Source organism: Burkholderia sp. Se-20378 (assembly GCF_017104665.1).
Taxonomy (GTDB): Bacteria; Pseudomonadota; Gammaproteobacteria; order Burkholderiales; family Burkholderiaceae; genus Burkholderia; species Burkholderia lata.
Map to the genome: position 1 here is coordinate 1 of NZ_JAAGPG010000233.1, position 12,304 is coordinate 12,304.

A 12,304-nucleotide genomic window follows, 5' to 3' on the forward strand; every position below is an offset into this window, starting at 1 on the left:
CCCACAGCAGCCCGGAAGCGGCGGGCGGTGTTTCGTCTGAAGAACGGGAGTGAGTGCGGGTGCGCGGTGCCGGTTGCGCGTCGTCGGATGCGTCCGGCGTCACGTAACCGTCGGTGTCGGCAGGCGGGCCGTCGTTCTCGGGCGACGCGCGTGCAGCGTCGGCCGGCACGCCGAACAGGTCGAATTGCCCGTCGGCGTGCGGCGCGCTGGCGTCGTCGTGCTGCTGTCGTTCGGGCGGCGCCTTGCGCCGCGTCCTGCCGTCACCCATGCATGCCCAGCGTGAAGCGCCGCCTAGCGCGGCAGCGCGTGTTCGTACATATAGCGCCGCGACCACGGCAGCGTTTTTGCGCTCTGCCCGGCCTTGCGGCACACGATCTGGAAGATCGACACGTCGTCGTGCTCGAACGCATACGCGCAGCCGGCGAGATACACGCGCCAGATGCGGAATTTTTCGTCGTCGACGAGTTGGCGTGCGGCTTCCGCCTTCGCCTCGAAGTTTTCCGTCCAGATGTCGAGCGTGCGCGCATAGTGCCGTCGCAGGCTTTCGACGTCAATCGCTTCGAGCCCGCCGCGCTGCGCGGCTTCCAGCGCGAGGCTGATGTGCGGCAGCTCGCCGTCCGGGAACACGTAGCGGTCGATGAACTCGCCGCCGCCGAGCGCCGTCTCGCCGCTTTCCGCGTCGGTCGACGTGATCCCGTGGTTCATCGCGATGCCGTCGTCGGCGAGCAGGTCATGGACCCGCGAGAAATAGAGCGGCAGGTTCTTGCGGCCGACGTGCTCGAACATCCCGACGCTCGTGATGCGGTCGAACTGGCCGTCGATCTCGCGGTAGTCCTGCAGCCGGATCTCGATCCTGTCTTCCAGCCCGGCGGCCTTCACGCGTGCGGTCGCGAGGTCGAACTGGTTCTGCGACAGCGTGACGCCGAGGCACTGCGCGCCGAACTTCTGCGCGGCACGGAGCACGAGCGCACCCCAGCCGCAGCCGATGTCGAGCAGGCGCTGGCCGGGCTGAAGCCGGATCTTCGTCAGGATGTGGTCGATCTTCTTGATCTGCGCGGTGGCGAGATCCTCGTCGCCGTTCTCGAAGTATGCGCACGAGTACACCATGTTCTCGTCGAGCCACAGCTGGTAGAACTCGTTCGAGACGTCGTAGTGATACTGGATCGCCTTCCTGTCGGTGCTCTTCGAGTGATTGAAGTAGCGCTTCACGCGTGCCAGCTTGCTCGCGCTCGTCACCGTGCTGCGTGCGAGCGAGTAGCCGATGTTGATGATGTCCGACAGCTTGCCTTCGATGTCGATCTTGCCCTTCACGTACGCCTCGCCGAGATTGTCGAGGCTCGGTTCGAGCAGGAGCGGCAATGCCGACGCGCTGTTCACCTTCAACGTGACCTGCGGCGCGCTGAAGGTGCCGAAATCGAGTTGATCGCCGTTCCACAGCACGAGGCGCGCCGGTATGTTCGCTTTCGCCCGTACTTCGTCCGCCCACTGTGCCAGCTTCTTTTCCCAGAACATTTGGATTCTCCGTTTGTTCGTTGAATCGAATACAGCCAAGTATCTTGACCGGCGCCCGCCGCTTGCGAGGCGGGCGCCCGGATGCAACACGAGACACGACCGGCGTGCGCCGGCGCCGCGCTTACGGCGACAGGCGCGAGATCGACCAGCCCGGCGACGTGTCGGCGTCGCGCGTATAGAGCAGGCGGTCGTGCAGCCGCGACGGACGGCCCTGCCAGAACTCGATCGAGTCGGGCACGAGGCGGTAGCCGCCCCAGTGCGGCGGGCGCGGCGGGTTGTCGCCGTAGCGTTCGCTGACGGCCTTTTCCTGCGCTTCGAGCGTCGCGCGGCTGTCGATCACCGCGCTCTGCTCCGACGCCCATGCGCCGATGCGCGAGCCGAGCGGGCGCGACGCGAAATAGCGGTCGCTTTCTTCTGCGCTGGTTTTCTCGATCCGGCCTTCGATGCGCACCTGGCGCTCGAGCTCGATCCAGTAGAACAGCAGCGCGGCCTGCGGATGCGCGGCGAGATCGCGCCCCTTGCGGCTTTCGTAATTGGTAAAGAAGACGAACCCGCGTTCGTCGACGCCCTTGATGAGCACGATGCGTGCCGACGGCCGGCCATCGTCGCCGACGGTCGCGAGCGTCATCGTGTTCGGCTCGGGCAGCTTGGCGGCGAGCGCCTCCTTGAACCAGCGGTCGAACTGGGCGAAGGGGTCGTGGGCAACGTCGGCTTCGTCGAGCGAAGCACGTGAGTAATTGATGCGGAGATCGGCGAGAGTCGTCATGTTATGCAAACGCTTCAATCTGGAACCATTGTAGCCAACGCGCGAGAAACGTGCGTGCACAGTGGCGCGTGCGAGCGAGGAGTTCAGGCAAAATAGAGGGCTGCACGACTTACGTTTTCCTTGCTGCCATGTCCGCTGCCGACGCTGCCCCGCCCCGTTCCTCTGATCTTACCCCGACCCCGGAAATCCAGCTTGACGTGGATCGAGCGCGGCGCTTTGGCGGCGTCGCGCGGCTGTACGGCGCGCCGGCCGCCGCCGCGTTCGAGCGCGCGCACGTCGCGGTGATCGGGATCGGCGGCGTCGGGTCGTGGGTGGCCGAGGCGCTTGCGCGCAACGCGGTCGGCACGCTGACGCTGATCGATCTCGACAACGTCGCCGAAAGCAATACGAACCGGCAGATCCACGCGCTCGACGGCAATTACGGCAAGCCGAAGGTCGACGCGATGGCCGAGCGGATCGCGCTGATCGATCCCGCGTGCCGCGTGAACCGGATCGAGGATTTCGTCGAGCCCGACAACTTCGACGCGCTGCTCGGCGGCGGTTTCGACTACGTGATCGACGCGATCGACAGCGTGCGTACGAAGGTCGCGCTGATCGCGTGGTGCGTCGCGAAGCGCCAGCCGCTCGTCGTGGTCGGCGGCGCGGGCGGCCAGCTCGACCCGACGCGCATCCGGATCGACGATCTCGCGCTGACGATCCAGGATCCGCTGCTGTCGAAGGTGCGTGCGCAATTGCGCAAGCAGCACGGCTTTCCGCGCGGGCCGAAGGCGCGGTTCAAGGTCAGCGCCGTGTATTCGGACGAGCCGCTGATCTATCCGGAAGCGGCTGCCTGCGACCTCGAGGACGGCGCCGAGCCGTCCGCGGCCGCGCACGTCGCGGGGCTCAACTGTGCGGGATTCGGTTCGAGCGTGTGCGTGACCGCGAGCTTCGGTTTCGCGGCCGCCGCGCATGCGCTGCGCGCGATCGCGGCGCAAGCCGCCGGCTAAGCCGCTGTGAATGGCGGTCGTTGAGGAATGCTGCGGCGCGTGACACGCGCCGTCGTATGGCATGCGGGGCAATCCCGCAGCCGGGCCGTTGCGGCCCGGCGGTCACACATCAAGTTCAATTGAGCGCCATGCTCAGCTTGCGTCGCCACCCGGCGACGAGGTCGGGGCGATCGCCGGCCAGCTCGAACACCGAGATCAGTGTGCGGCGGCCGAGATCGTCGCCGTAAGCGCGATCGCGCGTGACGATTTCCAGCAACTGCTCCACCGCGCCCTCATACGCCCGCCGCGCGATCAGGCTCTGCGCGAGATCGAAACGCGCGTCGAGATCGGCCGGGTTCGCCGCGATGCGCGCTTCGAGCGCATCGGTCGGCGGCAGGTCGGCCGTGGCTTCGAGTGCGTCGAAACGGGTCTTGATCGCCTGGTAGCGCGGATCGCCGTTCTGCACGGTCTGCGGCGACAGGCGCTCGGTCTCGGCGCGCGCGGCGTCGACCTGGTTGCTCGCGAGCAGCAGTTCGATCAGATCGAGGCGTGCGTCGTCGAAGCCGGGGTTCAGCGCGAGCGCCGCCTCGAGGTGCGTGAGCGCGTCGTCGTAGCGCTCCTCGGCCATCGCGTACTGCGCGGCGCGCCGTTCGGCCTCCTCGGGCGCCGGCAGCAGCCGGTCGAGGAAGGCGCGCAGCTGGCCTTCGGGCAGCACGCCGACGAACTGGTCGACCGGGCGCCCGTCGGCGAACGCGATCACGTGCGGGATGCTGCGCGTCTGGAAGTGCGCGGCGAGTTCCTGGTTCTCGTCGACGTTGACCTTCACGAGCTTCCAGCGGCCTTCGTAGTCGCCTTCGAGCTTTTCCAGCAGCGGGCCGAGCGTCTTGCAGGGGCCGCACCACGGCGCCCAGAAGTCGACCAGCACGGGTGCGTCCAGCGACGCCTCGATGACGTCTTTCTCGAATGTGGCAAGCGTGGTGTCCATGTCGTTCTCTTTCGTTCGAATGTCGTCAGGATGGGGGCGGTGTGCCCCTTTTTCAACGCGGCTTCGATTCGGGCAGCGGAATCCACTCGGTCTCGCCCGGCACCTTGCCCATTTCCTGGCGCGTCCATGCTTCTTTCGCGCGCTCGATCGCTGCGCGGCTGCTGGCGACGAAATTCCATTCGATGAAGCGCTCGCCGTCGATCTTGTCGCCGCCGAGCAGCATCGCGCGCGCGCCGCTGCCGCTCGTCAGCGTGACGGCGGCGCCGGGCGTGAGCACGGCCATCTGCTCGGCCGGCACGGGCGTGCCGTCGATCGTGAGCTCGCCGTCGACCACGTAGACCGCGCGTTCCTCGTGCGACGCGTCGAGTTCGAGACGGCCGCCGGCCGCGAATTCGGCCGCGACGTACAGCGTGCGCGAGAACGTCGTGACCGGCGAGCGCAGCCCGAACGCGTCGCCGGCGATCACCGTCAGCGACACGCCGTCCTCATTGCGCTTCGGCAGCGTGTCGGCCGCATGGTGCTCGAACGACGGCTCGGTCGTCTCGTGCGCGCGCGGCAGCGCGACCCAGGTCTGGATCCCGTGCACGGTGTGGCCGTTTTCGCGCTGCGCGTCGGGCGTGCGTTCGGAGTGGACGATCCCGCGGCCGGCCGTCATCCAGTTCACGTCGCCCGGCACGATTTCCTGCAGCGAACCGAGGTTGTCGCGGTGCAGGATCGCGCCGTCGAACAGGTAGGTGACGGTGGCGAGGCCGATATGCGGGTGCGGGCGCACGTCGAGCCCCGTGCCGGGCGGCAGCGTGGCGGGGCCCATGTGATCGAAGAAGATGAACGGGCCGACGAGGCGTGCGGCGAGTGCGGGCAGCGTGCGGCGCACCTGCAGGTTGCCGATGTCGCGCACGTGCGGCTTCAGCAGGGCTTTGATCGGAGCGGTCATGGCGGATCCTGTGGGGCGGCGGGGGATGCCGGTCATTGTACTGGCCGTCCGCCGCCGATTCCATGCGCGCCGCGCGGGTATCGGGCCGGGGGCTGAAACCCGGTAGACTGACCGACTTCTCGGGAACACGCCGGGCCGCCCGGGTTCTCGCCCCAAAGGACGTCCCGTTCGGGATGGCCGCGTCGGGGAGCCCAGCGCAAAGCGACAGGGCCTGAGAACACCTTGCACAACAATTCGACAATCGAGGAGACGCCGATGATGGCCCCGAAGGACTTGCTGCTTGCGCTGGTCGTGATCCTGGCGTGGGGCGTGAACTTCGTCGTGATCAAGGTCGGCCTGCACGGGATGCCGCCGATGCTGCTCGGCGCGCTGCGCTTCACGCTCGCGGCGGTGCCCGCGGTGTTCTTCGTGCGCCGGCCGCAGATTCCGTGGCGCCTGCTGGTGCTGTATGGCGCGACGATCCAGCTCGGCCAGTTCGTGTTCCTGTTCACCGGCATGTACGTCGGCATGCCGGCCGGCCTCGCATCGCTCGTGCTGCAGTCGCAGGCGTTCTTCACGCTCGTGTTCGCGATGCTGTTCCTCGGCGAGCGGCTGCGCATGCAGAACCTGCTCGGCCTCGCGATCGCCGCGGGCGGGCTCGTCGTGATCGCGGCGCAGGGCGGCCGCGCGATGACGCTCGCCGGCTTCCTGCTGACGATCTGCTCGGCGGCGATGTGGGCGTTCGGCAACATCGTCACGAAAAAGGTCGGCAAGGCGAACCTCGTGTCGCTCGTCGTGTGGGCCAGCCTCGTGCCACCCGTGCCGTTCTTCCTGCTGTCGCTGTGGTTCGAAGGGCCGCAGCGGATCGCGACCGCGCTCGCCGGGCTGAACGGTGCGTCGATCTTCGCGGTCGTCTATCTCGCGTTCGTCGCGACGCTGCTCGGCTACGGGCTGTGGAGCCGCCTGCTGTCGCGTTATCCGGCCGCGCAGGTCGCGCAATTCTCGCTGCTGGTGCCGGTCGTCGGCCTCGCATCGTCGGCGCTGCTGCTCGACGAGCATCTGACGCGCACGCAGCTGATCGGCACGGCGCTCGTGATGGGCGGGCTCGCGGTGAACGTGTTCGGCGGGAAACTGATGCGCCGCTTCGCGGCATCGTGACGCGCCGGCACGCACTGCGTGCCGGCGGCGGGGCGGGGTGGCCGGGTACGGCCGTCAGGCCATCCGGCTCTTCGCGAGCGGCGGATTCGCCGCGAAATAACGCTTGATGCCGCGGAAGATCGCGTCGGCCATCTGGTCGCGATAGCCGTCGTCGTTCAGGCGGCTTTCTTCTTCCGGGTTGCTGATGAAAGCCGTCTCGACGAGGATCGACGGAATGTCGGGCGCCTTCAGCACCGCGAACCCGGCCTGCTCGACCGAGCCCTTGTGCAGCTTGTTGATGCCGCCCACTTCCTTCAGCACGTAGTTGCCGTAGCGCAGCGAATCGCGGATCTGCGCGGTCGTCGACATGTCGAACAGCGCGCGGTTCACGGTCGCGTCCGCCGTCTTGATGTTGATGCCGCCGATCAGGTCGGACGAATTTTCCTTGTTCGCCATCCAGCGCGCCGCGGCGCTCGTCGCGCCGTGGTCGGACAGCGCGAACACCGACGAGCCGCGTGCGGACGGCGTCGTGAACGCATCGGCGTGGATCGACACGAACAGGTCGGCGCCCACGCGGCGGGCCTTCTGCACGCGCACGTTCAGCGGCACGAAGAAGTCGGCGTCGCGCGTCATCATCGCGCGCATGTTCGGCGCGCCGTCGATCTTCGCGCGCAGCTTCTTCGCGATGTCGAGCGCGATGTGCTTCTCGTACGTGCCACCGCCGCCGATCGCGCCCGGATCCTCGCCGCCATGGCCCGGATCGATCGCCACCGTCAGCAGGCGCACGGTGCCGCCCTTGCCGGATTTCGGCGCCGTGAACTTGTAGGTGTCGCCGTCGTCGTCGCTGTCGTCGCGGCGCGCGATGACGGGCGGCGGCTTGACCGCCGGCTTCGCGGGCGTCGAAGGCGTGGCGGGCGGCGTGTGCGGCGTGGCCGGCGTGTTCTGCGCGAAGCGCTGGAAGAATGCGTCGCTGTTGTCGCCCGCGGCAGGCGGCGGCAGGGGCGTACCCGGGCCGGCCAGCGCGGTCGGCGGCTGCATCTGCTGCGCGCGCGTCGTGTCGTTGAGCGCCTGCTCCTTGCGTTCCGTCTGTGCGATCAGGTCGGACAGCGGATCGGGCGCGACGGCCGGATACAGGTCGAACACGAGCCGGTACTTGTAGGTGCCGACCGGCGGCAACGTGAACACCTGTGGTTTCACCGAGCCTTTCAGGTCGAACACCATCCGCACGACGTGCGGCTGATACTGGCCGACGCGCACCGACTGGATCTGCGGATCGTTCGGCGCGATCTTCGACACGAGGTCGCGCAGTGCCTGGTCGAGGTCGAGGCCGGTCAGGTCGACGACGAGACGGTCGGGCCCTTGCAGCAGCTGTTGGCTATTCTGCAGCGGCTGGTCGGATTCGATCGTGACGCGCGTGTAATCGCGTGCGGGCCACACACGCACGCCGAGCACCGACGATGCGTGCGCGAGCCGCGGTGCGACGAGACCGAGCACCAGCGTCGACGCGCCCGCGCACAGGATCTGGCGGCGCCGCCAGTTGTGCGTCGCGGTGGCCGCCGATTCGATCGAGCGGAACGGTTTGATCAACATCTTTCGAGACATGCCTTTCCTGAAGCGCTGTACGCCCGGACGGTGAGGGCGCGGCCGTCGCCATCCACGTCGAGCGAGAAAACCAGATCGGGTACGCCGAGCAGCGTGCCCGCCTGTTGTGGCCATTCGACGAGGCAGATCGCGCTGGAATTGAAATATTCGCGAAAGCCTGCGTCGGACCATTCGGCCGGATCGTTGAAACGATACAGATCGAAGTGATAGACCTCGAGTTCCCCATCGTCGCGTTCGAGTGCGTACGGCTCGACGAGCGTATAGGTCGGACTGCGCACGCGCCCCGTGTGGCCGAGGCCCCGCAGGATCGCGCGGACGAGGGATGTCTTGCCCGCGCCGAGATCGCCGACCAGCTGGATCTGCAGCCCGTCGAATGCATGCGCGCGGGCGAGTTCGACGCGTGCCGCGTCGAGCGCGTGTGCGAAGCGGGTGCCGAAAGCCTCGGTCGCCGCTTCGTCGGCGAGCGCGATCACGCGCTGCTCGAGCGGGGCGGGCAACGTGATGACATGAGGCGGGTGGCTGGACGTGGCTGACATTCTCGTAAAATAGTGCGATGAACCGATTACCGGAACTCGCCGCATCCGACAGGCCTTCGACTTGTGCCGAAGGTGCGGCACCGTGCGCGCTCGACGATGCGGCGTTGACTGCGCTCGCCGCGCGCATCAGGGCGTGGGGGCGCGAATTGGGTTTCGGGGCGATCGGCATCAGCGATACCGATCTCTCGGATGCCGAAGCAGGCCTCGCCGCCTGGCTGGAAGCCGGATACCACGGCGAAATGGATTATATGGCGAAACATGGGATGAAACGCGCGCGTCCGGCCGAACTTGTGGCCGGTACGCGACGCGTGATCTCCGCCCGGCTCGCCTATCTGCCGGCCGAAACGCTGGCCGCCGACGTACCTGACAGCGAGCCAGGCGCGCTCGTGCCGCACGACTGGCGTGCGCGCGAACGAGCCCGGCTCGACGATCCGCAGGCGGCCGTCGTGTCGATCTACGCACGCGGCCGCGACTATCACAAGGTGCTGCGCAACCGCCTGCAGACGCTCGCGGAGCGCATCGAGCAGGAGATCGGCGCGTTCGGCTACCGCGTGTTCACCGATTCGGCGCCCGTGCTCGAGGTCGAGCTCGCGCAGAAGGCCGGCGTCGGCTGGCGCGGCAAGCACACGCTGCTGCTGCAGCGCGATGCGGGCTCGCTGTTCTTCCTCGGCGAGATCTACGTCGACGTGCCGCTGCCGACCGACGCGCACACGTCCCCCGACACCGCGCCCGAAACGCCCGGCGCGCACTGCGGCAGCTGCACGCGCTGCATCGCCGCCTGTCCGACCGGTGCGATCGTCGAGCCATACCGCGTCGATGCGCGCCGCTGCATCTCGTACCTGACGATCGAACTGAAAGGCAGCATCCCCGAGCCGCTACGGCCGATGATCGGCAATCGCGTGTACGGCTGCGACGACTGCCAGCTCGTGTGCCCGTGGAACAAGTTCGCGCAGGCCGCGCCCGTCGCCGATTTCGACGTGCGGCACGGCCTCGACCGCGCGACGCTCGTCGAGCTGTTTGCGTGGGATGCGGACACGTTCGATACGCGCATGCAGGGCAGTGCGATCCGGCGCATCGGCTACGAAAGCTGGCTGCGCAATCTCGCGGTCGGGCTCGGCAATGCGCTGCGCGCGGACGCGGGCCGGCTCGCGCCGCAGGCGCGCGACGCAATCGTGGCCGCGTTGCGCGCGCGGGCCGACGATCCGTCGCCGGTCGTGCGCGAGCATGTCGAGTGGGCGCTGCGTGCCGCGTGAAGGCGGCGTAAAGTGTCGTCGGCGCGCGGTGGTGCCGCGCGCATCCATCGGTCAGGAGAGGGCCATGTTCAATGCAGTCATCGACGCGCCGTTCGGCAAGGTCGGCATCCGCACGGATGCCGCGGTGGTGCGCGAGATCGTCTATCTGCCCGAATCGGTGAAGTCGGTTGATCCGGATTCGCCGCTCGCGAAGCGCGCGGTCAAGCAGATCGAACGTTATTTCGAGCGCGCGTCGGCGCGCTTCGACCTGCCGCTCGCCGAAGTCGGCAGCGCGTTCCAGCACCGCGTGTGGGACGTGATCAGCGATATCCCGCCCGGCACGGTGCTGACCTACGGGCAGGTCGCGAAGCGGATCGGCAGCGCGCCGCGCGCGGTCGGCCAGGCGTGCGGCGCGAACTACTTCCCGCTCGTGATTCCGTGCCATCGCGTCGTCGCGGCGGGCGGCCTCGGCGGTTTCGCGAACCACGACGACAACGGTTATTACCAGAAAGTGAAGCGCTGGCTGCTGGCGCACGAAGGCGTGCCGTACTGATGAGTGAATCGCTGATTTCCCCCGAAGCCGACGGCGATGCCGCCGAGGCGTCCGCCGCGCTGCTCGCGAGCCGTGCGTCGATCGACGTGTTTTGCGATGCGCTGTGGCTCGAGCACGGGCTCGCGCGCAATACGCTCGACGCGTACCGGCGCGATCTGGCGCTGTTTTCCCAATGGCTGGCAGAGACGCACGACGCGCCGCTCGATTCGGTCGACGAAGCGATGGTGACGGGCTACATCGCCGCGCGCAGCGACGGCAAGGCGACGTCGTCGAACCGGCGGCTGTCCGTGTTCCGGCGCTATTACGGCTGGGCCTTGCGCGAGCATCGCGCGAGCGCCGACCCGACGCTGCGGATCACGTCCGCGAAGCAGGCGGCCCGGTTTCCGGCGACGCTGTCGGAGGCGCAGGTCGAGGCGCTGCTCGGCGCACCCGACATCGGCACGCCGCTCGGCCTGCGCGATCGCACGATGCTCGAGCTGATGTATGCGAGCGGGTTGCGCGTAAGCGAGCTCGTGATGCTGAAGACCGTCGAGGTCGGGCTCAACGAGGGCGTCGTGCGCGTGATGGGCAAGGGCTCGAAGGAGCGGCTCGTGCCGTTCGGCGAAGTCGCGCACGGCTGGATCGAGCGCTACCTGCGCGAGGCGCGGCCGGCACTGCTCGGCGCGCGTGCGGCCGACGCGCTGTTCGTGACCGCACGCGGCGACGGGATGACGCGCCAGCAGTTCTGGAACATCATCAAGCGCCACGCGCAGCACGCGGACGTGCGCGCGCACCTGTCGCCGCATACGCTGCGGCATGCGTTCGCGACGCACCTGCTGAATCATGGCGCCGACCTGCGCGTCGTGCAGCTGCTGCTCGGCCACAGCGACATCTCGACCACGCAGATCTATACGCACGTTGCACGCGAGCGCTTGAAGACGCTGCACGCGCAACACCATCCGCGCGGTTAGCGCATCCGGCGTGGCGCGGGCTGTGTCACGCGCCGAGCCGGCCCAGGTCAGACCAGTTCGCGCAGCTTGTGCTTCAGCACCTTGCCCGTCGACGCGGCCGGCAGCGCGTCGAGCGCACGGATGTGCGCGGGGCGTTTGTAAGGCGCGAGCCGCTCCGCACACCACGCGTGCAACGCCGCTTCGTCCGCCGCCGCGCCGGGCACCAGCTCGACGAACGCGAGCACTTCCTCGTTGCCTTCGACCGCGCGGCCGATGACGGCCGCCTGCACGACGTCCGGATGCGCGTTCAGCACCTGTTCGACTTCGACCGGATAGACGTTGAAGCCCGACCGGATGATCAGCTCCTTGCTGCGGCCCGCGATCGTCACGGCGCCGTCCGCCTCCTGCCGTGCGAGATCGCCGGTGCTCAGCCAGCCGTCCGGCGACACGGCCGCGTGTGTCGCGTCCGCGTTGCGGTAATAACCGAGCATCACGTTCGGCCCGCGCACGCGGATCTCGCCGACTTCACCTGGCGGTACGTCGGTGCCGTCCGGCGCGACGATCCGCATCTCCACGCCGGGAATCGGCACGCCGACCGAGCCGTCGGTGCGCGGCGCGTCGAGTGGCGTCTGCGTGATCGTCGGGCTGCTTTCGGTCATCCCGTAGCCGTTGTGAAGCGGCACGCCGTACAGGCGCTCGACGCGCGCCTTCAGGTTCGCGTCGAGCGGCGAGCCGCCCGAATACGCAAAGCGCAGGCGCGGTGCGCGCCACGCGTGGCCGTGCGTGTGCAGGTGTTCGAGCAGCTTCGCGTGCATCGCGGGCACGCCCTGGAAGATCGTGACGCCTTCGTCGGCGAGCGCGACGCGCACGGCTTCCGGCGAGAAGCGCGGCACGAGCCGCAGCGTCGCACCCGCATACAGGCTGCCGAGGCAGACCGACGCGAGCCCGTACACATGCGACACGGGTAGCACGGTGTAGACGACGTCGTCGGGCGACACGCGGCGCAGCGTGCTCGACGTCGCCGCGATGAACAGCAGGTTGCGATGCGACAGCATCACGCCTTTCGGCGTGCCGGTCGTGCCGGTCGTGTAGATCAGCGCCGCGCATTGCGCGGCACCGTCGGCGGCGACCGGTTCGCCCGGCGCGTTGGCGTCGGCGCGATACGACCACGCAC

The 12,304-nt window shown here is 68.3% G+C and carries 12 protein-coding genes and 1 pseudogene; 5 read left to right on the plus strand and 8 right to left on the minus strand.

Going from position 1 to position 12,304, the window contains the following annotated elements:
* The 3 genes and pseudogenes from G3N93_RS22605 to pdxH all read right to left on the minus strand — a co-directional run.
* Positions 1-268, minus strand: a pseudogene (locus tag G3N93_RS22605) (DUF72 domain-containing protein); the annotation flags it as partial.
* Positions 269-291: 23 nt separating this feature from the next.
* Positions 292-1,512 carry a cyclopropane-fatty-acyl-phospholipid synthase family protein gene (locus G3N93_RS22610; protein WP_174941438.1) on the minus strand — a complete coding sequence of 407 codons (1,221 nt, stop codon included), beginning with the start codon at positions 1,510-1,512 and terminating at the stop codon, positions 292-294.
* Positions 1,513-1,633: 121 nt separating this feature from the next.
* Positions 1,634-2,278 carry a pyridoxamine 5'-phosphate oxidase gene (pdxH, locus tag G3N93_RS22615; RefSeq protein WP_174941440.1) on the minus strand — a complete coding sequence of 215 codons (645 nt, stop codon included), beginning with the start codon at positions 2,276-2,278 and terminating at the stop codon, positions 1,634-1,636.
* Between the two features lie 128 nt (positions 2,279-2,406).
* On the opposite strand from pdxH, the gene G3N93_RS22620 reads away from it, so the two are divergent.
* A complete protein-coding gene (locus G3N93_RS22620; protein WP_174944912.1) occupies positions 2,407-3,264 on the plus strand; it encodes a ThiF family adenylyltransferase in 858 nt (285 codons plus the stop codon).
* Positions 3,265-3,379: 115 nt separating this feature from the next.
* On the opposite strand, the gene trxA is transcribed toward G3N93_RS22620, so the two are convergent.
* Both trxA and G3N93_RS22630 read right to left on the minus strand, forming a co-directional pair.
* Positions 3,380-4,228 carry a thioredoxin gene (gene trxA / locus G3N93_RS22625; protein ID WP_174930624.1) on the minus strand — a complete coding sequence of 283 codons (849 nt, stop codon included), beginning with the start codon at positions 4,226-4,228 and terminating at the stop codon, positions 3,380-3,382.
* 52 nt (positions 4,229-4,280) lie between these two features.
* Positions 4,281-5,162: a pirin family protein gene (locus G3N93_RS22630; protein ID WP_174941444.1), complete on the minus strand. Its 882-nt coding sequence runs from the start codon at positions 5,160-5,162 to the stop codon at positions 4,281-4,283.
* Between the two features lie 258 nt (positions 5,163-5,420).
* Between G3N93_RS22630 and G3N93_RS22635 the strand changes: the two genes are divergently transcribed.
* Positions 5,421-6,299, plus strand: a complete 879-nt coding sequence (locus G3N93_RS22635) for an EamA family transporter (protein WP_174941689.1) — start codon at positions 5,421-5,423, stop codon at positions 6,297-6,299.
* 54 nt (positions 6,300-6,353) lie between these two features.
* Here the strand turns inward: G3N93_RS22635 and G3N93_RS22640 are convergent, their stop codons facing one another.
* Together G3N93_RS22640 and tsaE are read right to left on the minus strand one after the other, a co-directional pair.
* A complete protein-coding gene (locus G3N93_RS22640) occupies positions 6,354-7,880 on the minus strand; it encodes an N-acetylmuramoyl-L-alanine amidase (protein WP_174941446.1) in 1,527 nt (508 codons plus the stop codon).
* Entirely contained in the window at positions 7,862-8,416 is a 555-nt protein-coding gene (gene tsaE, locus G3N93_RS22645; protein WP_174941448.1) for a tRNA (adenosine(37)-N6)-threonylcarbamoyltransferase complex ATPase subunit type 1 TsaE, read from the minus strand. Before tsaE ends, G3N93_RS22640 begins: the two co-directional genes overlap by 19 nt.
* A 17-nt stretch (positions 8,417-8,433) precedes the next feature.
* Here tsaE and queG point away from each other — a divergent pair, with 17 nt between their 5' ends.
* The 3 genes from queG (at position 8,434) to xerD (ending at position 11,151) form a co-directional block, all read left to right on the plus strand.
* Positions 8,434-9,669, plus strand: coding sequence for a tRNA epoxyqueuosine(34) reductase QueG (gene queG, locus G3N93_RS22650; protein WP_174941450.1), 1,236 nt, complete (start codon positions 8,434-8,436; stop codon positions 9,667-9,669).
* Between the two features lie 64 nt (positions 9,670-9,733).
* Positions 9,734-10,201 (plus strand): methylated-DNA--[protein]-cysteine S-methyltransferase, encoded by a 468-nt coding sequence (locus G3N93_RS22655; protein ID WP_034190552.1) that lies wholly within the window; start codon positions 9,734-9,736, stop codon positions 10,199-10,201.
* Positions 10,201-11,151, plus strand: coding sequence for a site-specific tyrosine recombinase XerD (gene xerD, locus G3N93_RS22660; protein ID WP_174941452.1), 951 nt, complete (start codon positions 10,201-10,203; stop codon positions 11,149-11,151). Before G3N93_RS22655 ends, xerD begins: the two co-directional genes overlap by 1 nt.
* Positions 11,152-11,198: 47 nt before the next feature.
* On the opposite strand, the gene G3N93_RS22665 is transcribed toward xerD, so the two are convergent.
* Positions 11,199-12,304 (minus strand): class I adenylate-forming enzyme family protein (locus G3N93_RS22665; RefSeq protein WP_206133993.1); only part of this gene is annotated, 1,106 nt, incomplete at its 5' end.

What these genes read in the sequence shown, in the direction of transcription:
- G3N93_RS22635 (WP_174941689.1), top strand. Translation starts at nt 5,421, where the DNA reads ATGGCCCCGAAGGACTTGCTGCTTGCGCTGGTCGTGATCCTGGCGTGG.
- G3N93_RS22610 (WP_174941438.1), bottom strand. Translation starts at nt 1,512, where the DNA reads ATGTTCTGGGAAAAGAAGCTGGCACAGTGGGCGGACGAAGTACGGGCG.
- queG (WP_174941450.1), top strand. Translation starts at nt 8,434, where the DNA reads ATGAACCGATTACCGGAACTCGCCGCATCCGACAGGCCTTCGACTTGT.
- G3N93_RS22655 (WP_034190552.1), top strand. Translation starts at nt 9,734, where the DNA reads ATGTTCAATGCAGTCATCGACGCGCCGTTCGGCAAGGTCGGCATCCGC.
- pdxH (WP_174941440.1), bottom strand. Translation starts at nt 2,278, where the DNA reads ATGACGACTCTCGCCGATCTCCGCATCAATTACTCACGTGCTTCGCTC.
- G3N93_RS22640 (WP_174941446.1), bottom strand. Translation starts at nt 7,880, where the DNA reads ATGTCTCGAAAGATGTTGATCAAACCGTTCCGCTCGATCGAATCGGCG.
- xerD (WP_174941452.1), top strand. Translation starts at nt 10,201, where the DNA reads ATGAGTGAATCGCTGATTTCCCCCGAAGCCGACGGCGATGCCGCCGAG.
- G3N93_RS22620 (WP_174944912.1), top strand. Translation starts at nt 2,407, where the DNA reads ATGTCCGCTGCCGACGCTGCCCCGCCCCGTTCCTCTGATCTTACCCCG.
- trxA (WP_174930624.1), bottom strand. Translation starts at nt 4,228, where the DNA reads ATGGACACCACGCTTGCCACATTCGAGAAAGACGTCATCGAGGCGTCG.
- G3N93_RS22630 (WP_174941444.1), bottom strand. Translation starts at nt 5,162, where the DNA reads ATGACCGCTCCGATCAAAGCCCTGCTGAAGCCGCACGTGCGCGACATC.
- tsaE (WP_174941448.1), bottom strand. Translation starts at nt 8,416, where the DNA reads ATGTCAGCCACGTCCAGCCACCCGCCTCATGTCATCACGTTGCCCGCC.